The 20,959-nt window shown below is 70.2% G+C and carries 16 protein-coding genes and 2 pseudogenes; 13 read left to right on the forward strand and 5 right to left on the reverse strand.

All coding sequences use genetic code 11. The features are described 5' to 3' along the window. Positions 1 to 277 precede the first annotated feature (277 nt). The gene (locus tag ACYQ1L_RS01890; protein WP_460002570.1) at positions 278 to 2,269 is read left to right on the forward strand and encodes a DEAD/DEAH box helicase; all 1,992 of its coding nucleotides are present in this window, start codon (positions 278 to 280) and stop codon (positions 2,267 to 2,269) included. Between the two features lie 21 nt (positions 2,270 to 2,290). Here ACYQ1L_RS01890 and ACYQ1L_RS01895 read toward each other — a convergent pair. After that, positions 2,291 to 2,734: pseudogene (locus ACYQ1L_RS01895) on the reverse strand (GNAT family N-acetyltransferase); the annotation flags it as partial. Between the two features lie 277 nt (positions 2,735 to 3,011). Here ACYQ1L_RS01895 and ACYQ1L_RS01900 point away from each other — a divergent pair. After that, a complete protein-coding gene (locus ACYQ1L_RS01900) occupies positions 3,012 to 3,845 on the forward strand; it encodes an aggregation-promoting factor C-terminal-like domain-containing protein (protein ID WP_460002571.1) in 834 nt (277 codons plus the stop codon). Positions 3,846 to 3,860: 15 nt separating this feature from the next. Here ACYQ1L_RS01900 and ACYQ1L_RS01905 read toward each other — a convergent pair whose 3' ends face one another. After that, the gene (locus tag ACYQ1L_RS01905; RefSeq protein WP_460002573.1) at positions 3,861 to 5,543 is read right to left on the reverse strand and encodes an Rv2578c family radical SAM protein; all 1,683 of its coding nucleotides are present in this window, start codon (positions 5,541 to 5,543) and stop codon (positions 3,861 to 3,863) included. Between ACYQ1L_RS01905 and ACYQ1L_RS01910 the strand changes: the two genes are divergently transcribed. The 7 genes and pseudogenes from ACYQ1L_RS01910 (at position 5,476) to ACYQ1L_RS01940 (ending at position 10,841) form a co-directional block, all read left to right on the forward strand. Beyond that, entirely contained in the window at positions 5,476 to 6,441 is a 966-nt protein-coding gene (locus ACYQ1L_RS01910; RefSeq protein WP_460002575.1) for a M15 family metallopeptidase, read from the forward strand. The two genes, ACYQ1L_RS01905 and ACYQ1L_RS01910, sit on opposite strands and share 68 nt — an antisense overlap. Before the next feature lie 163 nt (positions 6,442 to 6,604). Continuing rightward, a complete protein-coding gene (locus ACYQ1L_RS01915; protein WP_460002577.1) occupies positions 6,605 to 7,768 on the forward strand; it encodes an acyl-CoA dehydrogenase family protein in 1,164 nt (387 codons plus the stop codon). Between the two features lie 139 nt (positions 7,769 to 7,907). Continuing rightward, on the forward strand, positions 7,908 to 8,357 hold the full coding sequence (locus tag ACYQ1L_RS01920) for a hypothetical protein (RefSeq protein WP_460002578.1): 450 nt from the start codon (positions 7,908 to 7,910) through the stop codon (positions 8,355 to 8,357). 182 nt (positions 8,358 to 8,539) lie between these two features. Further along, positions 8,540 to 8,896, forward strand: a complete 357-nt coding sequence (locus tag ACYQ1L_RS01925) for a PadR family transcriptional regulator (protein ID WP_460002579.1) — start codon at positions 8,540 to 8,542, stop codon at positions 8,894 to 8,896. A 1-nt stretch (position 8,897) separates the two neighbouring features. Beyond that, positions 8,898 to 9,263, forward strand: a complete 366-nt coding sequence (locus ACYQ1L_RS01930) for a DUF1048 domain-containing protein (protein ID WP_460002581.1) — start codon at positions 8,898 to 8,900, stop codon at positions 9,261 to 9,263. Positions 9,264 to 9,265: 2 nt separating this feature from the next. Further along, positions 9,266 to 10,033: pseudogene (locus tag ACYQ1L_RS01935) on the forward strand (ABC transporter ATP-binding protein); the annotation flags it as partial. A gap of 43 nt (positions 10,034 to 10,076) precedes the next feature. After that, positions 10,077 to 10,841 (forward strand): ABC transporter permease, encoded by a 765-nt coding sequence (locus ACYQ1L_RS01940; RefSeq protein WP_460002583.1) that lies wholly within the window; start codon positions 10,077 to 10,079, stop codon positions 10,839 to 10,841. Positions 10,842 to 10,978: 137 nt separating this feature from the next. Here ACYQ1L_RS01940 and ACYQ1L_RS01945 read toward each other — a convergent pair whose 3' ends face one another. Both ACYQ1L_RS01945 and ACYQ1L_RS01950 read right to left on the reverse strand, forming a co-directional pair. Then, positions 10,979 to 11,920, reverse strand: a complete 942-nt coding sequence (locus ACYQ1L_RS01945; protein ID WP_460002584.1) for a pirin family protein — start codon at positions 11,918 to 11,920, stop codon at positions 10,979 to 10,981. Beyond that, on the reverse strand, positions 11,917 to 12,228 hold the full coding sequence (locus ACYQ1L_RS01950) for a GNAT family N-acetyltransferase (protein ID WP_460002585.1): 312 nt from the start codon (positions 12,226 to 12,228) through the stop codon (positions 11,917 to 11,919). The genes ACYQ1L_RS01945 and ACYQ1L_RS01950 overlap by 4 nt, the downstream gene beginning before the upstream one ends. Positions 12,229 to 12,382: 154 nt before the next feature. Between ACYQ1L_RS01950 and recQ the strand changes: the two genes are divergently transcribed. The 4 genes from recQ to ACYQ1L_RS01970 all read left to right on the forward strand — a co-directional run bounded on the left by recQ (position 12,383) and on the right by ACYQ1L_RS01970 (position 20,375). Continuing rightward, the gene (gene recQ, locus ACYQ1L_RS01955; protein WP_460002586.1) at positions 12,383 to 14,461 is read left to right on the forward strand and encodes a DNA helicase RecQ; all 2,079 of its coding nucleotides are present in this window, start codon (positions 12,383 to 12,385) and stop codon (positions 14,459 to 14,461) included. A 299-nt stretch (positions 14,462 to 14,760) separates the two neighbouring features. Beyond that, positions 14,761 to 17,451, forward strand: coding sequence for an aminotransferase class I/II-fold pyridoxal phosphate-dependent enzyme (locus ACYQ1L_RS01960; RefSeq protein ID WP_460005744.1), 2,691 nt, complete (start codon positions 14,761 to 14,763; stop codon positions 17,449 to 17,451). Between the two features lie 157 nt (positions 17,452 to 17,608). Then, positions 17,609 to 19,669 (forward strand): acyl-CoA dehydrogenase family protein, encoded by a 2,061-nt coding sequence (locus ACYQ1L_RS01965; RefSeq protein WP_460002587.1) that lies wholly within the window; start codon positions 17,609 to 17,611, stop codon positions 19,667 to 19,669. A 139-nt stretch (positions 19,670 to 19,808) separates the two neighbouring features. Further along, entirely contained in the window at positions 19,809 to 20,375 is a 567-nt protein-coding gene (locus ACYQ1L_RS01970; RefSeq protein WP_460002589.1) for a DNA-3-methyladenine glycosylase I, read from the forward strand. Positions 20,376 to 20,400: 25 nt separating this feature from the next. Here the strand turns inward: ACYQ1L_RS01970 and ACYQ1L_RS01975 are convergent, their stop codons facing one another. Then, positions 20,401 to 20,934, reverse strand: a complete 534-nt coding sequence (locus ACYQ1L_RS01975) for a hypothetical protein (RefSeq protein ID WP_460002590.1) — start codon at positions 20,932 to 20,934, stop codon at positions 20,401 to 20,403. Positions 20,935 to 20,959: the final 25 nt, after the last annotated feature.

The following is a 20,959-nucleotide window of genomic DNA, read 5'->3' on the forward strand; positions in this document are numbered from 1 at the left end:
GCGGCCGGGGTGCTTCCCAGGTGGCTCGGGTACGATGGATCCGTCGGCTTCGGGTGACCGCGGCCTCCGGGATCCCCGGTGGTGCGCGGGTGTGTGCGAATGTGTGTGAGCTTCCTCCGGGAAGCGGCCCAGGGCCGATGGTGAACCCGGCGGACGTCGTCGGGCGCGACATCCATCACCTGAATGGCCCCCGGCCGACGACTGCCCGGGTTTCCCCGCGCCCCACGAGGGCGGCGGGGCGCTGTTCTCGTGCGAGAACCAGACAAGGACGAACCCCGTGCCCAAGAACCACAAGCCCAAGGGCGGCCGCCCCGCCGCGAACTTCGAGCCCCGCTACGCGAAGAAGACCTCCTTCCACGACCGGCACCGCCAGGGACGCCCGGCCCGTGACGGGGAGTCCGGCCGCGCTTCCGCCGGCCGCGACGCGCGCGGTTTCGACCGCGACGCCCGCGGATACGACCGCGACACCCGTCCGGCGCGCGACGACCGGCGCGTGGACCCGCGTCCCGGCAGCCGTTCCCCGAACCACCGCGGCTACCGCCCCGAGCCCGCCGCGGGCGAGCGTGCGCCGAAGCAGCGCTGGTCGGCGCAGGAGCGGGCCGGCCGCGACGAGGCGCGCACGATCCGCAACCGCGTCGGATCCGGGCGGGTCGACGCCCCGCACCGTCGCGACGAGCGTCCGCGTTTCGACCGCGACGAGCGTCCGCGTCGCGATGACCGTGCCCACCAGAGCGACCGCTTCCGTCGCGATGAGCGGACCGAGCGCCCCCGTTTCGAGCGTGCCGAGCGCCCTCGCTTCGATCGGGATGACCGTCCGCGTCGGGACGACCGGGCCGAGCGTCCTCGCTTCGATCGGGATGACCGTCCGCGTCGGGACGACCGGGCCGAGCGTCCTCGCTTCGATCGGGATGACCGGCCGCGCCGCGACGACCGGCGCGCCGAGCGTCCCTCCCGCGACGACTGGAGCCGCGGTACGGATCGCGCTCCGAAGCACGAGCCCATCGAGGACGTCGTGCACGAGCGCCTCGCGGCGCAGACCGTCGAGGCCGCCGAGGTCGCGGATGTGACGTTCGCCGACCTCGGACTCGGATCCAACATCGTCGAGATCCTGCGGAACATGGGCGCCGAGACGCCGTTCCCGATCCAGGCCGCCTCGATCCCCGCCGTGCTCGAGGGGCGTGACGTGCTCGCCCGCGGACGCACCGGATCCGGCAAGACCATCGCCTTCGGCGCGCCGCTCGTGGAGAGCATCCTGCAGTCGCAGAAGGGCAAGAAGCGCGAGTTCGGGCGCTCGCCGCGGGCGATCGTGCTCGCGCCGACCCGTGAGCTCGCCCTGCAGATCGACCGCACGATCCAGCCGATCGCGCGCAGCGTCGGCCTGTTCACCACCCAGATCTACGGCGGCGTCCCGCAGGCGCGCCAGGTCGGCGCGCTGAAGAAGGGCGTCGACATCGTGATCGGCACCCCCGGCCGCATCGAGGATCTGATCAATCAGGGCAAGCTCGACCTCTCCGACGTGCGGATCGCCGTGCTCGACGAGGCCGACCACATGTGCGAGCTCGGCTTCGTGGAGCCCGTGCAGCGGATCCTGCGCCACACCGGCACGGCGCTGCCCGGTGGCGCGTCCAGCCAGAAGCTGCTGTTCTCGGCGACGCTGGATCGCGAGGTCGCCGCGCTCGTCGACGAGTTCCTGGTGGATCCGGCTGTGTTCGAGGTCGCGGGCGAGACCCAGGACTCCGGCACGATCGAGCACCGCGTGCTCGTGATCGAGCACCGCGACAAGGCCGAGGTCCTCTCCTCCCTCGTCGACCGCGATGGCCGCACGCTCGTCTTCGCCCGCACCCGCGCATACGCGGAGATGCTGGCGGAGCAGTTCGAGGACGCCGGGATCCCCGCGGTCTCACTGCACGGCGATCTGAACCAGGCGAAGCGCACGCGAAACCTGCAGAAGCTCACTTCGGGTCGGGTGAATGTGCTCGTGGCGACCGACGTCGCCGCGCGCGGGATCCACGTCGACGACATCGACCTCGTCGTGCAGGCCGATGCGCCCGACGAGTACAAGACGTACCTGCACCGTGCGGGCCGCACGGGTCGTGCCGGCAACGCGGGCCGCGTGGTCACGCTCATCACCCGTCAGCGTCGCCGTCGCATGGCGGAGCTGCTGGATCGCGCCGAGATCGACGCGCCGTTCGAGGAGGCGCGCCTCGGCGACGACCTCATCGAGGAGATCGCCGGGCGCATGCCGTCCTCGGCCGAGCTCACCTCCTGAGCCGGCGTCCGCGGCGGAGAGTCAGAGCGTCAGCGCCCAGTCGTTGACCACGAGCTCCCCGCCGCGGAACGGGAACGACCGGGTCTCGCGCAGCGTGAACCCGGCGCGACGGCAGAGCGCGTTCGAGGGCGCATTGTCGATCGAGGGATATGCGTGGATCTCGCTGTGCCGTCCTTCGGCGCGGACGACCGTGAGCAGCTCCTGCAGCGCCTGGCCGGCGTAGCCGTGGCCCTGGTGCTGCGGGAGCACGCTCCAGCCCGTCTCCCAGGCGACTTCGCCGGTTGCCTCCTGAACCTCCCAGTAGCCGATCGTGCCGACGGGCGCGGATCCGTCCGTGATCACGAGCATCCGCCCGGGCAGGTCGTCCTTCAGATAGCGGAGGTGCCGCCGATCGAGCTCTTCGACGCTCTCCGACGCGACGAGGTGCGCTGTCATCTCAGGCGTGTTGAAGGCGTCGAGCAGCGGACGATCCTCGTCCTGTCATGGCCGGAGTGTCACCATGCGGCCACGTTAGCCCCGGGTGCCGACATCGCAACGCCGGCCTCAGCGCACGACGATTATCGGATCCTGAAAGCCCAGAACGCCCAACCTGAGAATCGGGTCCAAAAACATAGTCGAATCCGTCGATGCTCGGGGACCTCCCAGACTCAGTGATGCAGGATCGTTACCTTGTACGCCCGGTCAAGGGTGTTGACGTCACTACCCGAGTGGCGCCGAGGACTTCAAGGATCGTTACTTCGTCATGTCGAGAAACCCGTTCTTCCGCTCTGCCCGCCGCAAGGCCGCCACCATCGTCGGGGCTACCGCCGTTCTCGGCGCGCTCGCCGTCGGCGCTGCCGTGCTCGTCGCCCCCGCCGTCGCGGCGGCTGCTCCCTCGGCCGGACAGGTCGACGACGTCACCGCGTACAACCAGCAGGTCCAGGTGCGCGCTGCGCTCGACACCGCCAAGACCGCGCTGACCGACGCGGCCGCGGTCAACGCCGACGTGAAGGCCTCCGGCCTGGACCTGGGCCAGGCGCGCAAGCTCGTCGACGTGACCGGCCTGCGCTCGGCGCACGAGGTGTTGTCCGACGCGGCGTCTGACAAGGGCGCCGCCCACACAGCGCTCGCCGTCGCGGTAACCGACTACTCCGAGAAGATCGAGTCGCAGGTCGCCGAGGTGCGGGCGAACCTGAACAACGCCGTCGCCGCGAAGCGGGCCGCCGACGCGGCCGCCGCCCAGGCCGCCGCTGCCGCGCAGGCCGCCGCCGAGGCGCAGGCCGCTGCGAACACCCCGGACGGCGCCCGTGCTGCGGCCCAGCAGATCATGGCCAGCGAGTACGGATGGGGCGACGACCAGTTCCAGTGCCTGAACTCGCTGTGGAACAAGGAGTCCGGCTGGGACTACCAGGCCTACAACCCGTCCGGCGCGACCGGCATCCCGCAGGCGCTGCCCGGCGGCAAGATGGCCAGCGCCGGCGACGACTGGGAGACCAACGCCGTCACCCAGGTCCGCTGGGGGCTCGGTTACATCTCCAGCGTCTACGGCACCCCCTGCTCCGCGTGGGGCCACTCGCAGGCGACCAACTGGTACTGAGCGGCAGGTCCGCTCTCAGAACAGGGTCGCTGACGGCTCCGGGGTGCGCACGGCGCGGTCCGGGGCCGTTCTGCGTGCCCGGGCCGGGCGGTCGTCGGAGTGCAGCGCCTCCAGTCCGTGCATCCGGATCAGCGGCTTGACGCGGCGCCCGAGCCACTGGCGGTAGTCCTTGGGCGCCTCGGCGGCCGCGTCGGGGTACAGCGCCCGATACGACGACAGCAGATCGGGCCGGTGCTGCGAGAGCCACTGGAAGAACCACGGCTTCACCCCCGCGCGCAGGTGCAGCGCTCCGTACACGACATGGTCGGCGCCCGCCTCCTTGATGCGGCGCAGGGCGCCGTCGATCGCGTTCACGGAGTCGGTCAGGTGCGGCAGGATCGGCATCAGGAACACGCCCACGCGGAATCCGGCGTCGCTGAGCGCCCGCACCGTGTCGAGCCTCGCCTGCGTCGACGGGGCGCCGTGCTCGATCGCCTCCCGCAGCGTCTCGTCGAACATCGCGATCGACAGCTGCACGTCGACGGGCACGTGCGCGGCGGCCTCGACGAGCACCGGGATGTCGCGACGGATCAACGTGCCCTTCGTTAGGACGGAGAACGGCGTGCCGGAGTCGGCGAGTGCGCGGATGATCCCCGGCATCAGCCGGTACCGGCCCTCGGCGCGCTGGTAGGGATCCGTGTTCGTCCCGAGCGCGACGGTCTCGTGCCGCCAGGATCCGTGACGCAGCTCCTTCTCGAGCGTCTCGACCACGTTCACCTTGACGACGATCTGCGAGTCGAAGTCCCGTCCGGCGTCGAGGTCGAGGTAGGTGTGCGTGCCCCGGGCGAAGCAATTGTGGCTGATCACACCGTTGGCGATGAAGTCACCGGTTCCAGTGGTGACATCGATCAGGTCGTGCTCGCCTTCCAACGGCTCGATGGAGACCACTCGGAGGTCAGAAACGGTCTTGACAGCCCTTCCGGCGATATCGCGGACATCAGAGGCATCGAGAGCGGCAGCGCCGAAGCCCATCAGCCGGTTGTTCGTCGTGAGATGCGGGCGCTGGCCCGTCTCAGCATCGGCGACGTGCTTCCATCCACGACCTGTCAGGAATCGGTGATCGCCGCTGGCGATGAGCTCGGTGCCGTCGGCCAGAGTCACCCGGAAGGCCTGTTTCCGTGTCGACCATTTCGCCTGGATCCGTGTGCGCACGTACCGCCGAAACGCGCCATCGACCCGCGTGCCATAGATCTCGTCACCGACCCGAAGGTCGCGGATGGGCCGCTGCCTGCCGTCTCCGCACAGGATCAGCGTGTCGGGGGAGACGCAGTACACGCACGCATGGCTGCAGCCGCGGTAGGGGTTGATCGTCCAGGAGAACGGCATCTTCGACGGGCCGGGCACGTGGTTCAGCGCCGACTTCGCGAGCACCTCGTGGAACGTCATCCCGGCGAACTCCGGCGTCGTCACGGTGCGCAGGAAGCCCGTGCGGTTCTCCATGCCCGGCAGCGCCTGATCGTCTGTGTCGTCGATCCTCTGTCCCTGCCATCGCATGGAGAAATTCGAACATAAGAACGAGAGTGGGTCAAGCCTCAATCGGTCGAAAGTTCGAAGGTGGCCGATCTTCAGGTCCTGCGGTGAGAATGGGACGGTGGCATTCCCGAGGCACCCGGCGCGCGCTCGCGGCATGCATCCGCGCGTGGTGCTTCTGCTGTCCATCACGATCGGATTGGCTGTCGCGCTGATCGGCGCGCTCTGGTCCCTCGCCGACGGCTCGGCGCAGCACGGACCCGGCGGCGCGGGGGCGAAGGCTCCGGCCATGGCGGACCCTGGAGTCGCGATGCCCGCAGCGGCCACGAGCCTGCCCGCGGTGCGCCTGCGCGCCGTGGCGGCCGCGGACCCGTGCGCGCAGCCGGCCGTGCAGCAGGCCCTCGCAGCGGGCGGCGACGATGCCGTGATCGATGCGTTCGGCGGGGGCGCCGCGTTCCGCACCGCCGTGACGGCGGGCAGCGCGCCGTGCATCGACCTGGCCGACCCGCGCCGGGACTGGGTCGTGGTGAACAAGGCACGCCCGCTGAATCCGGTGACGTTCGCGCCGTCGCCGTTCGGCGAGCCCGGACTCACGGTGGACGGCGCCGGAGCCCTGCGCGCCGACGCGGCGCAGGCCCTGGATCGCCTGTCCGCGGCAGCCGATGCCGCGGGCGTGGGTCCGATCGCCCTGGCGAGCGGCTACCGCTCCTACGACACGCAGGTGCAGACGTACTCCGGCCAGATCGCCGAGTACGGGCAGGCGCAGGGCGACGCGCTCTCCGCCCGCCCCGGCCACAGCGAGCATCAGACCGGCCTCGCCGCCGACGTCGTCTCCTGTGCGGGCGGGTGCGGCGACATCGACTCGTTCGGCGGCACCGCCGCCGGCGCCTGGGTCGCGCAGAACGGCTGGCAGTACGGCTTCATCGTCCGCTACACGCCGGGCCAGACGGAGGTGACGGGCTACGACGCCGAGCCGTGGCACCTGCGCTACATCGGCGTGCCGCTCGCGACCGCGTATCACGACGGCGGCTACAGCACCCTCGAGCAGTTCTTCGGGCTCCCGCCCGCGCCCGCCTATCCCGGCTGAGCTCGGCCGGAGGGGCCCTCGGCGCGGGTATGGCACGATCGCACAAACCGTGACACGGAGTCTCACCTGCTGTGGGATGCATTCCCACAATGGAGGCCGGGATCCGCAGGATCCCGCATAGGATCACGAGTGCGAAGACGCACACACGATCTGGAGGAGCGCGATGGAACGCGACATCTACGACGAGGATCACGAGGCCTTCCGCGGCCTCGTCAAGGACTTCATCGGCCGCTACGTCACGAACGAGGCCATCGAGCGCTGGAACGCGGAGGGCGAGATCGACCGCGCGACCATGCTCGCCGCGGGAGAGGCCGGTCTCATCGGCCTCTCGGTGCCGGAGGAGTTCGGCGGGGCCGGCATGCTGCAGGACTACCGCTTCCGCACGGTCGTGATGGAGGAGGTCATCGCCGCCGGCGCCGGATCCCTCGCGGGGGCATTCGGGATCCAGGACGACCTCGCCGTCCCCTACCTCGTGCACATGGGCACTCAGGAGCAGAAGGCGAAGTGGCTGCCGCGGATGGCGACGGGCGAAGTCATCGGCGCGCTCGCGATGACGGAGCCCGGCGCGGGATCCGATCTGCGCGGCATCAAGACCACCGCCAAGAAGGTCGACGGCGGCTACCTCGTCAACGGTGCGAAGACCTTCATCTCCTCCGGCAAGACCGCCGACCTCGTGGTCACCTTCGTGAAGACGGGCGAGGGCAACCGTCCCGACGCGTTCAGTCTGGTGCTGATCGAGAACGGCATGGAGGGCTTCGACCACGGCAAGAAGCTGCACAAGATGGGCTTCCAAGGGCATGACACCGCGGAGCTCAGCTTCACCGACGTGTTCGTGCCCGAGGAGAATCTCATCGGCGGCAGCGAGGGCATGGGCTTCGTGCAGCTCATGATGAACCTGCCGCTCGAGCGCCTCTCGATCGCCGTCGCCGCCGCGGCGGCCGCGCAGGCCGGCTACGACTGGACGGTCGCCTACACCAAGGACCGCGAGGCCTTCGGCGAGCGGATCATCGACTTCCAGAACACGCGCTTCACGATCGCCGACATGTCCGCGACCGTCGACGCGCTCTGGGCCTACGTCGACCGGGCGCTGCTGGCGTACAAGGACAAGAAGCTGTCCGCGGAGGAAGCCGCGAAGATCAAGTTCTGGGCCACCGAGCGCGAGTGGGAGGTGCTCGACGCCGGCGTCCAGCTGCACGGCGGCTACGGCTACATCACCGAGTACCCGATCGCGCGCGCCTTCCTCGACGCCAGGGTGCACCGCATCTACGGCGGCACGAACGAGATCATGCGCGACATCGTCTCGCGCCAGATCGCCGGCAAGCGCTGACCGCTCGCCTCGCTTCTCGAACGCCCCCGGATCCACGGATCCGGGGGCGTTCGTCCTCCGCAGGCGGGTGCTGAACCGAGTTCCGCACGGAACACGTGAACCGGTCCCGTCGCGCATGCGCCGGCGTCAGGCTGGCCCCATGGACTCCGAGACTCTGCGTGACCACGTGCTCACCGATGACGACGACCTCCGCGATGCGGTGGAGCTCCTGCTCCAGCGCGCGAACCGGCGGCAGCTCTGGCTGCTCTTCATCGACGGCCGGGGAAAGCTCGGCGAGCCCATCATGCCCATGGCTGACTACCCGAGCGAACCGCTGGAGACGGTGACCGTGGAGGACCTCGGCGAGGTGCGCCAGGCGCAGCTCCTCATGCACCGGATGGCGCTGCTCCGAGAGCTCACCGGCAACGCCGCGGTCGTGCTCGTGTGGGAGCGGCTCGGCGGCGACGCCGTGGGCGGCGAGGACGACGACGTCCGGTCATGGGCACGGGCCATGCGACGTGAGGCAGCGTCTCTCGGCTTGCCCCTGCGTGCGCAGTTCCTCCTGCACGACCGCGGCGCGCGCCAGCTGCACGCGGACGACTGGGTGTGAGCCGCGCTCCGGACACATCTCGCGCTCTGACCTGCAACGCCCTCGGATCCATGGATCCGGGGGCGTTCTGCTGCGTCCGGATCGCCGGGAAGATTTCTTGCTATTCAGTGTTGCTATGTACCGGTACTCAGTGTTACTGTCTACCGGTAGTCAACAACACTGAGTAGAAGGTGGTGATCGCGATGGCGAATCAGATGACCGAGATGCTCAAGGGCACTCTCGAAGGGATCGTCCTGGCGATCCTGGCCGAGCGGTCGGCGTACGGATACGAGATCACCACGCGGCTGCGGGACGGAGGCTTCGCCGACATCGCGGAGGGAACCGTCTACGCGCTGCTGGTCCGCATCGAGCAGAGGGGCCTCGTGGACGTGGAGAAGGTGCCCTCCGAGAAGGGCCCGCCGCGCAAGATGTTCTCCCTCAACAGCCAGGGGCGGGATCAGCTCGCCGAGTTCTGGAGGACCTGGAGCTTCCTCGCAGAGCACATCGAACAGCTCCGCCACACCGACAGCAGCACGACCGACACGAACGAAGGAGCCTGACATGGCCGCCAAGTGGATCGAAGCCCTCACCGGATCCCTCGAGCAGAAGAAGCAGTACAAGCAGGACAAGGCCCGCATGGAGGCGCTTCCGGCGCCCTACGCCGAGGCCGCCATGGCGATGCATCGCTACCTGATGTACGCCGGCGGGATCACCGACGGCGACACCCTGATCCGGATGTACACCGACCTGGCCGACCTCTGGGAGCGCGCCGCCGTCGACGGAACCCCGGTGCGCGACATCGTCGGCGACGATCCGGTCGACTTCGCCGACACCTTCGCCAAGGCGTACGCCGGGCGCGAGTGGATCGACAAGGAGCGCGGCCGTTTCACCACGGCCATCGACAAGGCCGCAGGAAAGGAGAAGTGACCATGACCACCACCCTCGCCCCCGCGATCCGCGTGCAGGGCGTCACCAAGGCGTTCAAGGACCTGCAGGTCCTGCGCGGCGTGGACTTCGACGTCGAGCGGGGCAGCATCTTCGCCCTGCTCGGCTCGAACGGCGCCGGCAAGACGACGCTGGTGCGGATCCTGTCGACGCTGCTCAAGGCCGACGGCGGATCCGCCACGATCCAGGGTTTCGACGTCGCGACGGCGCCCGGCGACGTCCGCGAGGCGATCAGCCTCACCGGGCAGTTCGCCGCCGTCGACGAAGTGCTCACAGGACGGGAGAACCTCGTGCTCGTCGCGAAGCTGCGTCACCTGAAGGATCCCGGCGCCGTCGCCGACGACCTGCTCGCCCGCTTCTCGCTCACCGACGCCGGAGGGCGCCGCGCGGGCACGTACTCGGGTGGCATGCGCCGTCGGCTCGACATCGCGATGAGCCTGATCGGCAACCCGCCGATCATCTTCCTCGACGAGCCGACCAGCGGTCTCGACCCGCAGGCGCGGATCGAGGTCTGGGACACCGTGAAGGAGCTCGCGAACGGCGGGACCACGGTGCTGCTCACCACGCAGTACCTCGACGAGGCGGAGCAGCTGGCCGACCGGATCGCGATCCTGCACCAGGGCACCATCATCCAGAACGGCACCCTCGCCGAACTGAAGAAGCTGCTGCCGCAGACGACGGTCGAGTACGTCGAGAAGCAGCCCACCCTCGAGGAGGTCTTCCTCGCCCTCGTCGGCCCGTCCGCGGCCGATGAGCGACGGCGACACGCGCCGCAGCCGAGAAGGAGGCATCGAAATGACCAGTCACGTCCTCAGCGACACCGGCACCCTGACGGGCCGATCGCTCAAGCACATCCTGCGCAGCCCGGACACGATCATCACCACCGCGGTGACCCCGATCGCCCTCATGCTGCTGTTCGTCTACGTGCTCGGCGGGGCGATCCACACCGGATCCGACCAGTCGTACATCGACTACATGCTCCCCGGGATCCTGCTCATCACGATCGCCTCGGGCATCGCGTACCTGTCGTACCGGCTGTTCCTCGATCTGCAGGGCGGGATCTTCGAGCGGTTCCAGTCGATGCCGATCGCGCGTTCCAGCGTGCTGTGGGCGCATGTGCTCACCTCGGTCGTCGCGAACATCGTCTCGGTCGCGATCGTCGTGGGCGTCGCGTTCGCGATGGGTTTCCGCACCGGCGCCTCGTTCGGGGCCTGGCTCGCTGTGGCAGGGATCCTGATCCTGTTCACCCTGTCCCTGACCTGGCTCGCGGTGATCGCGGGGCTCAGCGCCAAGACCGTGGACGGCGCGAGCGCCTTCAGCTACCCGCTGATCTTCCTGCCGTTCATCAGCTCGGCCTTCGTTCCGACGTCCTCGATGCCGGGACCCGTGGCCTGGTTCGCCGAGTACCAGCCGGTCACCTCGATCGTGAACACGATCCGCGCCCTGTTCGCCGGCACGCCCGTGGGCTCGAGCATCTGGATCGCGCTCGCCTGGATGGTCGGGATCCTGATCGTCGCGTACGCCGCTGCGATCGCCATCTACCGGAAGAAGATCAGCTGACCGGACGGGCTGTCATGAACTCGTCTCCGGTCCGAACCGGATCGAACCGCCTTCGGCGCCCCGCGCGCCCGGAGGCGGTTCGAGGCGGTTCGGAAGGGCAGCCGATGCCGTTCGTGCGGGGCCCGGCATCCGCCCGCTCAGATGCGCCGACGCCTGGGCATCAGGCGCACCGGCGGGATCGGCGGCGCGGGCACCCGCTCCTCGCCGTGACCGACGACGTGGCCGAACCGATCGGATCCCGCCTCCCAGTCCTCGCGGGCCTGGGCGATCTCCTCGTGGGTGCGCGCGGCGAAGTTCCACCACATCACCAGGTCCTGCTCGAAGGGTTCGCCGCCGAGCAGGAAGAGCAGGGCGCCGCCTCCGCTGGTGACGGTCACCGCCTCGCGCGAGTCGCCGAGGAACAGGATGTCGTCGGCGGACAGGGCGGTCGAGGCCAGTTCGGATCCGGTGACCGCGGCGTCGCCGGTGACGAGAAGCAGGCCGTGCTCCCAGGCCGGATCGAGAGGGAGCGGGACCCGTGTCCCGGGTTCGAGGCGGATCTCCGCCCCGAGGATCGGCGTGTACGCGGTCGCGGGGGATTCGACGCCGGCGTACGACCCCATCACCACCGTCACATCGGCATCCGATCCCTCCTCGGCAGGCAGCGCCAGCCCGGGCAGCGCCAGGTGCTGCTCGAAGCCCGGCGCGCCGGTCGCCGCGCCGTCGGGCAGCACCACCCACAGCTGCAGCGCGTCGAGGGGGACCGCATCCTCGCCCACCGAGTACTCGGAGTGAGCGATGCCGTTGCCGGCGGTCATCAGGTTGAGCTGTCCGCGCCTCAGCACGACGTCGCTGGAGATCGTGTCGCGGTGGCGGATCTCGCCGACGAGCGGCCAGGTCACGGTCTGCAGGCCGATGTGCGGGTGCGGTTCCACGCGCATGCGCACCTCGGCGGGGCCGAACCGGTCGAGGAAGCACCACGCGCCGATGGTCGGCACGTCCTTGCTCGGCAGCACGCGCATCACGTTCATCGCGCGCACGCCGCCGAGCGGCACCTCGCGCGCCTCCAGCACGGCCGCGCGCGGCCCGTGCAGAGTCATTCCGACTCCTCGGGCGTCGCCGCCGGGAATCGCACCTTCGCGCCCGGCACCTCGTGGGTGCGCAGGTACCGGTTGATGTAGGGGCAGTACGGCACGATCGTGTCGCCGCTCGCGACGGCGTCGGCGAGGGCCCCTGCAGCGAGCTGCGACGCGAGGCCCTGGCCCTGGAAGGCCGGATCCACTTCGGTGTGGATGAACAGAATCGTTCCGGGGCGGCGCTGGAACTCCGCGAACCCGGCGAGCGCGCCGTCCACGCTGATCTCGTACCGGGACTCGGACTCGTTCAGGGTCACAGCGGTCTCAGGCATGACGCTCCTTCGTGCGGGTGTGGCGGTTCGCGTCCAACCTATGCCCGCCGGTGGGGTGCAGGGCGGCATCCGGTCGCCTTCGCGGTCTCTTCAGCCTTCGGGCGCGCTGTGGACGGCGGCCCGCGGTGTCGGCGCCGCTCGTTACGCTGGAGGCATGCCCCAGAACGATCCGCGAGACCCCTATGCGGATCTGCCGTGGTCCGATGCGCCGCTCGACGATCCCTACGCCGACGTGCCGTATCCCGACGAACCGTGGGACGCGGCGCCCCCTCCTGAGGAGGGCGAGTGGCTCGGTTCCCCGGGTGCCGTGCCGCAGGGCAGCTTCCCGGCACCGGCGGCTCCCTCTCGTTCGCGCACCGCGACCGCCGCACCGCCGCGCGCCGCGACGGCCCGACCCGCCGCTCCCGCCCCGAGCCGGTTCGCGACGCCCCTGGAGGCGCTGCGGACGGTCTACGGCTACGACGCGTTCCGCGGTGACCAGGCAGCGATCATCGACCAGGTCGTCAGCGGCGGCGACGCGGTCGTGCTCATGCCCACGGGTGGCGGCAAGAGCCTCTGCTATCAGGTCCCCGCGCTCGTGCGCGAGGGCACCGGGCTCGTGGTCAGCCCGCTGATCGCCCTCATGCACGACCAGGTCGACGCCCTGCGCGCCAACGGCGTGCGCGCCGCCTACCTCAACTCCACGCAGACCGCATCCGATCGCGCGGAGGTCGAGCAGGCGTACCTCGCCGGCGAGCTCGATCTCATCTACGTCGCCCCGGAGCGCCTCTCCAACGCGCAGACGCTGACGCTGCTGCAGCGCGGAACACTGAGCGTCATCGCCATCGACGAGGCGCACTGCGTGTCGCAGTGGGGCCACGACTTCCGCCCTGACTATCTCGCGCTCGGCGGCCTCGCGGAGCGCTTCCCGGGTGTCCCGCGCATCGCACTCACCGCGACCGCAACCCGCGAGACGCACCGCGAGATCACCGAGCGGCTGCACCTGCCCGAGGCGAAGCACTTCGTCACGAGCTTCGACCGGCCGAACATCCAGTACCGGATCGATCCCAAGGTCGACGTCCGCAAGCAGCTCGTCGCGTTCATCCGCAGCCAGCCCGCCGGATCCGCCGGCATCGTCTACGCGCTCAGCCGCTCCTCGGTCGAGCAGATCGCCGAGTATCTGCAGGCGCAGGGGCTCGACGCCATCCCGTACCACGCGGGGCTCGACGCCGCCACGCGCGCCGCGCATCAGTCCCGCTTCCTCCGCGAGGACGGCGTGATCGTCGTCGCCACGATCGCGTTCGGCATGGGCATCGACAAGCCCGACGTGCGCTTCGTCGCGCACGTCGACCTGCCCAAGTCCGTGGAGGGGTACTACCAGGAGACCGGGCGCGCCGGCCGGGACGGCGAGCCGTCCGTGGCGTGGATGGCCTACGGGCTCGGCGACGTCGTGCAGCAGCGCCGGTTCATCCAGCAGTCCGACGGCGACCGCGGCATCAAGCAGCGGCAGAACCAGCACCTCGACGCGATGCTGGCGCTGTGCGAGACCGTCGACTGCCGCCGCCAGAACCTGCTCGGCTACTTCGGGCAGTCCTCGGAGCCGTGCGGCAACTGCGACACCTGCCTCACCCCGCCGGACAGCTGGGACGGGCTGATCCCGGCGCAGAAGCTGCTCTCCACGATCGTGCGACTGCAGCGCGAGCGGCGCCAGTCCTTCGGCGCCGGGCATCTCATCGACATCCTGCGCGGCGCATCCACCGAGAAGATCCGCAAGTTCCGTCATGACGAGCTCGCCACCTACGGGATCGGATCCGACCTCACCGATGCTCAGTGGCGCTCGGTCGTGCGGCAGCTGCTCGCGCAGGGCCTCATGCAGGCGCAGGGCGAGTACGGCACCCTCGCTGTGAGCGAGGCCAGCGGCGGGGTGCTCGCCGGCACCACCCCGGTCAAGCTGCGTCACGACGTGGTGGCCAGGGCGGGCGCGGCCGGCACGCGCATGGCCAAGCGGAGCGCCGCGGAGGCGCTCGCCGAGGGCGACCGGGAGCTGTTCGAGGCTCTGCGCGCCTGGCGTGCGCAGACCGCCCGCGAGCAGGGCGTGCCCGCGTACGTCGTGTTCGGCGACGCCACGCTCCGCGCCCTCGCGGAGCACCGGCCGGCCCGCGCGGAGGACCTCGTCGGCATCAGCGGCATCGGCGAGCGCAAGCGCGAGGCCTACGGCGAGGCCGTGCTCGAGGTCATCGCCGCGGCGGGCTGACCACCGCTTCCTTGTGCGTCGCGGGCCCACGAACGGGCGGCGGTCTGGAATCCCAGACGCGAGGCCTGACTCGGGGTCCCGCCGGGCGCACCCGGGTGGCACGATAGGAGACCCGCAGGGCCGGTCCGACGGATCCTGCCCGCAGGATATGCCGTGATCGGTGCCGATCGCGACGGGTCGCCGCACTCCAGTCGGCCCGTGGCCGAGCATCATTGGCGGCGCCCGACCGACGGCGCACGAGCGGCCCGGTGGACCGACGGAAGGAGCCCGGCGATGAGCAGCACGATGGGGTGCCGACGATGATCCGCATCGCCGACAGGCCGCTCGAACCCGACCCCGGCATGCCCGTCAGCACCTGGCGGCTGCGCGCCGACGCCTGGGAGTTCCTGCGCTTCGCCGTGAAGCGGCTCGCACTCGAGGGCGAGGCGCGCGACGCCGTCGCCAACGCCGAGGAGATCCGCCGCAACCTCCGTGCGCTCGAGTCGATCGAGCTGTACTGGGCCGGCTTCGGGCAGCGCTTCGTGGGCCGCATCGGCGAACTCATCGAGCACGGCGACCCCGCCGGCGCCCTCGATCGCATCGGCCGGGTGGTGCACCGCCTCCGGGGCAGCTCGGTGCCGGGGACGACCGAGACGACCGTCGACGACGTCGAGCTCGCGGAGCAGCAGGACGACCGGGATCCGCGCACGCGCTTCGAGGTGCTCTGGATCGACGAGACCACCGAGTCGGACCGCGATGCGATCCACGCCGAGATGCGGCGGCTGCGCACCGACGCCGACGACTTCATCTACGACCTCGTGATCGTGCCCTCCGCTGACGACGCGATCGCCGCGCTGCTGACGAACCCCCACATCCTCGCCTGCATCGTGCGCCCCGGCTACAGCGACCGCAGCCGGCAGCCGCTGAGCCCCGACCTGCGCGCCACGATCGAGCTCGCCCACGACCAGGCCGCCGCCGCGCCCGCGGCGGCGCGCAGCGCGATCCCCTCGGTGCAGCGGGTGCTCCGCCTCGCCGACACCCTGCACGCACTGCGCCCCGAGGTCGACCTGTACCTCGTCGCCGGCGCGCACATCGAGGACCTCGCGGGTGCCCTCACCCACCGCTTCCGCCGCGTGTTCCGGCGCGAAGACCAGCTCGAGCTGCACCTGTCCCTGCTGCGGCGCGTATCGCACCTCTACGACGCGCCGTTCTTCGCCGCCATCCAGAACCACGCCCGCCGCCCCGTCGGCGTCTTCCACGCGCTCCCGGTGGGACGCGGCGGATCCGTGGTCAGCTCGAGATGGATCCGGGATCTCGCCGACTTCTACGGCATGAACCTGCTCCTGGCCGAGACCTCCGCCACCTCCGGCGGGCTCGACTCGCTGCTCGCCCCGACCGGCGCGATCAAGAAGGCGCAGGATCTCGCGGCGCGCGCGTTCGGCGCGCAGCGCACGTTCCTCGTCACCAACGGCACCTCGACCGCGAACAAGATCGTGCACCAGGCGCTCGTCCAGCCCGGCGACGTCGTGCTCGTCGACCGCAACTGCCACAAGTCGCACCACCATGCGCTCATGCTCACGGGCGGGCGCACCGCGTACCTCGAGGCCTATCCGCTGAACGACTTCGCGTTCTACGGCGCCGTGCCGATCGACCGCATAAAGCAGGTGCTGCTCGACTACCGGGCCGCGGGGCGGCTGCATGAGGTGAAGCTGGTCACCCTCACCAACTGCACCTTCGACGGCATCGTCTACGACCCGGCCCGGGTGATGGCCGAGTGCCTGGCGATCAAGCCCGACCTGGTGTTCCTCTGGGATGAGGCGTGGTTCGCGTTCGCCGCGTTCCACCCGGTCACCCGTCAGCGCACGGCGATGGCCGCGGCGAAGCGCCTCCAGGAGCGGCTGCGCTCCGCCGAGCATGCGGCGGCCTACCGCGCGCAGCAGGAGCGCCTCGTCGACCCGGAGACCGGTGAGCCCCGCGACGACGCCGCCTGGATCGGCGAGCAGCTGATCCCGCCGCCGGACGCGCGGATCCGGGTCTACGCCACCCAGTCCACCCACAAGACGCTCACCGCGCTGCGGCAGGGATCCATGATCCACGTCTACGACCAGGACTGGGCGGTCGAGGCCGAGTACGCCTTCCACGAGGCGTTCATGACGCACACCTCCACGTCGCCGAACTACCAGATCCTCGCCTCGCTCGACCTGGGCCGGCGTCAGGTGGAGCTCGAAGGGTACGAGCTCGTGCAGCGCCAGCTCGACCTGGCGACGAGCCTGGCCCGATCGGTCGCGCGGCACCCGCTGCGGCGGCGCACGTTCCGCGTGCTCACCGCGCGCGACCTGATCCCGCAGGAGTACCGGCGCACCCGGCGGCCGATGCCGCTGCGCGACGGGTTCGCCGAGATGTGGCGCGCCTGGGCGCAGGACGAGTTCGTGATCGATCCCAGCCGCATCACGATCGAGATCTCGGGCACGGGCGTCGACGGCGACACGTTCAAGCACACGCACCTGATGGACCACTACGGGATCCAGGTCAACAAGACCAGCCGCAACACGGTGCTGTTCATGACGAACATCGGCACCTCGCGCAGCGCGATCGCCTACCTCGTCGAGGTGCTGGTCAAGCTGGCGCAGCGCTTCGAGCGCGAGCGGGCGTCCGGGGAGCGCCCTCCGCTCGAGGACGGGCCCGCCATGCCGCCGCTGCCCGATTTCAGCGCCTTCGCTCCCGCGTATGCCGCCGGATCCGGGCTTCCCGACGGCGATCTGCGTGCGGCGTTCTACGACGGGCAGCGGCGGCCCCGGATCGAGTACGCGACGCCCGGGGCGCTGCGGGAGCGGGTCGCGGCCGGGGAGCGCCCGGTCTCGGCCGGCTTCGTGACGCCCTACCCGCCGGGGTTCCCCGTGCTCGTGCCCGGCCAGATCGTCACCGCGGAGGTGCTCGACTTCATGGCCGCGCTGGACACCCGGGAGATCCACGGCTTCGATCCGGTGCAGGGGTACCGGCTGATCCGCTGAGGGTGCTCGCGGCTGCCAGAGGCCCTGCTGTGGCTTCGGCACAATCCGGCGCGGCCTCGGAGGCGCGGCGAGTTGGACGAGTCCTACAGCCGCCTTCGTCATGCGTTGTCCGCGACCTACCATGAACGCATCCCAGAAACCTCACGAGAGGATCCTCATGGTCGACGCCGCCCTTCGGACCACCGCGAAAACCGCCCAGGACGACACCACGCCGCGCATCGACGTCGATGCCGTCGGCGACCTGCTGCTCGGTACCTGGGCCGACACCCGCCGCGAGGCGCGCGAGATGATCAAGGACCCGGCGTTCTGGCGCGACGACTCGCTCGGCAAGGACGAGCACCGCGAGCGCGTGCTGACGCAGCTGCACTTGCTCGTCGAGAACAACGCCGTGCACCGCGCGTTCCCGAAGCGCCTCGGCGGCGAGGAGAACAACGGCGGCAACATCGCCGGGTTCGAGGAGCTCGTCGTCGCCGACCCGAGCCTGCAGATCAAGTCGGGCGTGCAGTGGGGGCTCTTCGGATCCGCCGTGCTGCAGCTCGGCACCGCGGAGCACCACGACAAGTGGCTGCCCGGCATCATGAGCCTGGAGATCCCCGGCGCCTTCGCGATGACCGAGATCGGGCACGGCTCCGACGTCGCCTCGATCGGCACCACGGCGACGTACGACCCGGAGACCGAGGAGTTCGTCATCAACACGCCGTTCCGCGCGGCGACCAAGGAGTACCTCGGCAACGCGGCGCTGCACGGGGTGGCGGCGACGGTGTTCGCGCAGCTGATCACCAACGGCGTGAACCACGGCGTGCACTGCTTCTACGTGCCGCTGCGCGGCGAGGACGGCGTGGACCTTCCCGGCATCGGCCGCGAGGACGACGGCCTCAAGGGCGGCCTGAACGGCATCGACAACGGCCGGCTGAGCTTCGACCACGTGCGGATCCCGCGCACCAACCTGCTGAACCGCTACGGCGACGTCGCCCCCGACGGCACGTACACGAGTGCGATCGACAGCCCCGGCCGTCGCTTCTTCACCATGCTCGGAACCCTGGTGCAGGGCCGCGTCTCGCTCGACGGAGCCTCGTCGTGGGCGTCCGCCCTGGGCCTGTACATCGCGATCACCTACGCCACCCAGCGCCGCCAGTTCAACGGCGTCAGCGGCGAGGAGACCACGCTGCTCGACTACGGCAAGCACCAGCGCCGACTGCTGCCGAGGCTGGCGACCACGTACGCGCAGCTGTTCGCGCACGACGAGTTCCTGCAGAAGTTCGACGGCGTCTTCTCCGGCCGCACCGACACCCCGGACGACCGCGAGGACCTGGAGACGCTGGCGGCCGCCCTCAAGCCGCTGTCGACCTGGCACGCCCTCGACACGCTGCAGGAGTGCCGTGAGGCGTGCGGCGGCGCGGGGTTCATGTTCGAGAACCGCTTCGTGGGCCTCCGTCAGGACCTCGACATCTACGTGACCTTCGAGGGCGACAACAACGTCCTGCTGCAGCTGGTCGGCAAGCGCCTGCTGACCGACTTCGCGAAGCAGTTCCAGGGTGCCGACGCCAAGACGCTGGCGCGGTACGCCGTCGGGCAGACCGCGGGCAAGGTCTTCCACGGCGCGGGGCTGCGCCAGTTCGGGCAGGCGGTCGCGGATCTCGGATCCACCGCCCGCTCCGTCGAGAACGGACTGCGCGCCGAGCAGCAGCACGAGCTGCTCACCGACCGGGTGCAGCAGATGGTCGCCGACATCGCGGGCCGCTTGCGCGCGGCAGGCAAGGACAAGGTGCTCGGCGAGAAGCTCTTCAACGAGAACCAGGCCGAGCTCATCGAGGCGGCACGTGCGCACGGCGAGCTGCTCCAGTGGGAGGCGTTCACCGACGCCGTGGGCCGCGTCGCGGACGAGGACAGCAAGACGGTGCTCACCTGGCTGCGGGACCTGTTCGGCCTTCAGCTCATCGAGAAGCACCTCGCCTGGTATCTCATCAACGGCCGCCTCTCCGCCCAGCGCGCGGCCTCGGTCTCTCGCTACATCGACCGGCTCTGCGCGCGCTTGCGCCCGCACGCCGTCGACCTCGTGAACGCGTTCGGCTACGAGCCCGAGCACGTGCGCGCACCTCTCGCCTCGGGCGCGGAACAGGTCCGCCAGGACGAGGCGCGCGCCTACTACGCCGACCTCAAGGCCTCCGGCCAGGCTCCGGTCGACGAGAAGGCCCTGAAAAAGGCGCGCCAGCTCTGAGCCCGCGCAATGCCGGTTCCTGAGCGAGCACCCGTTCCCGGTTCCTGAGCGAGCGCAGCGAGACGAAGGACGTCGCTGCGCTCCTCGCTCAGGGACCGGTTCGGCGCCCCGTGTCGGCGCCCGCCCCTAGCCTGGACCCATGACGACCCTCGCTGCCGACGACCGTCCGCGCTGCGCCTGGGCAGGGGACGACCCCGAGTACCGGCGCTACCACGACGAGGAGTGGGGGCGTCCGCTGCACGGCGACCGGGCGCTGTTCGAGAAGCTGTCGCTGGAGGGCTTCCAGGCCGGGCTCAGCTGGATCACGATCCTGCGCAAGCGCCCGCGGTTCCGGGAGGTGTTCGCCGGTTTCGATCCGGAGATCGTGGCGGAGTTCGGCGACGACGACATCGCGCGGCTGATGGCGGATCCGGGCATCATCCGCAATCGGGCGAAGATCGAGGCGACCATCGGCAACGCCGCGTTGGTGCGCGAGATGGCCGACGGCGAGCTCGACGCGCTCATGTGGTCGTTCGCACCGTCGGCGCCCGCGGCCCGTCCGCGGTCGATGGCGGAGGTCCCCGCGGTCACTCCGGAGTCCGAAGCCATGAGCAGGGCGCTGCGCAAGCGCGGGTTACGGTTCGTCGGCCCGACCACGATGTACGCGCTCATGCAGTCCGCGGGCATGGTCGACGATCACGTCGCAGGGTGCTGGCGGGCGGGATAGGCCGGTTCGGCGGGAGGGGTGCGGGTCAGCCGGCGGGCGCGGGATCCGGGTCCGGCTTCCGGAACGCCTGGCGCATGTGGTCGCTGGTGAGGAAGTCGGCGACGCCGATCATGATCAGGCTGAACACGATCTGCTCCGTCACCATCCATGCGGGGTACAGGCCCGGGATCGCGGCCATCACGAGCGTGATCACCGGGAAGATCTGCGCGAACAGCCGCAGCCGCTGATACGCCCAGCGCCAGCCGAGCGCCGCACGCCAGGCGAAGTAGAAGAGCGTCATCGTCATGGCAAGGACGATGAGCGCCCGCATCCACACGGAGAACGGCACGGCGGCGATCGAACGCGCCTGCACGGCGATCACCACGGCGACGACGACCGCGGCGACACCGATGAGGAGTTCGAGTGCGAGCAGCCAGAACACCCAGCGGAACGCGCGCACGGTGCGGACGTGATCGCGGTCGGATTCGACGATCTTCTCGTGCGCGTTGCGGCCGCCGGCGATGCGGTCGACGCGCAGCAGCAGCGGCTCGACGCGCTGCAGCACGGGGTCGAGGAACATGCTCCGAGGGTACGTCTCGCGCCTA

The organism is Microbacterium xylanilyticum, from assembly GCF_054654695.1.

Bases quoted from the DNA above. Each gene is read 5' to 3' on its own strand.
- ACYQ1L_RS01900 (WP_460002571.1), top strand. From the start codon at position 3,012: ATGTCGAGAAACCCGTTCTTCCGCTCTGCCCGCCGCAAGGCCGCCACC.
- ACYQ1L_RS01905 (WP_460002573.1), bottom strand. From the start codon at position 5,543: ATGGACAGCAGAAGCACCACGCGCGGATGCATGCCGCGAGCGCGCGCC.
- ACYQ1L_RS01915 (WP_460002577.1), top strand. From the start codon at position 6,605: ATGGAACGCGACATCTACGACGAGGATCACGAGGCCTTCCGCGGCCTC.
- ACYQ1L_RS01920 (WP_460002578.1), top strand. From the start codon at position 7,908: ATGGACTCCGAGACTCTGCGTGACCACGTGCTCACCGATGACGACGAC.
- ACYQ1L_RS01925 (WP_460002579.1), top strand. From the start codon at position 8,540: ATGGCGAATCAGATGACCGAGATGCTCAAGGGCACTCTCGAAGGGATC.
- ACYQ1L_RS01930 (WP_460002581.1), top strand. From the start codon at position 8,898: ATGGCCGCCAAGTGGATCGAAGCCCTCACCGGATCCCTCGAGCAGAAG.
- ACYQ1L_RS01940 (WP_460002583.1), top strand. From the start codon at position 10,077: ATGACCAGTCACGTCCTCAGCGACACCGGCACCCTGACGGGCCGATCG.
- ACYQ1L_RS01945 (WP_460002584.1), bottom strand. From the start codon at position 11,920: ATGACTCTGCACGGGCCGCGCGCGGCCGTGCTGGAGGCGCGCGAGGTG.
- ACYQ1L_RS01950 (WP_460002585.1), bottom strand. From the start codon at position 12,228: ATGCCTGAGACCGCTGTGACCCTGAACGAGTCCGAGTCCCGGTACGAG.
- recQ (WP_460002586.1), top strand. From the start codon at position 12,383: ATGCCCCAGAACGATCCGCGAGACCCCTATGCGGATCTGCCGTGGTCC.
- ACYQ1L_RS01960 (WP_460005744.1), top strand. From the start codon at position 14,761: ATGATCCGCATCGCCGACAGGCCGCTCGAACCCGACCCCGGCATGCCC.
- ACYQ1L_RS01965 (WP_460002587.1), top strand. From the start codon at position 17,609: ATGGTCGACGCCGCCCTTCGGACCACCGCGAAAACCGCCCAGGACGAC.
- ACYQ1L_RS01970 (WP_460002589.1), top strand. From the start codon at position 19,809: ATGACGACCCTCGCTGCCGACGACCGTCCGCGCTGCGCCTGGGCAGGG.
- ACYQ1L_RS01975 (WP_460002590.1), bottom strand. From the start codon at position 20,934: ATGTTCCTCGACCCCGTGCTGCAGCGCGTCGAGCCGCTGCTGCTGCGC.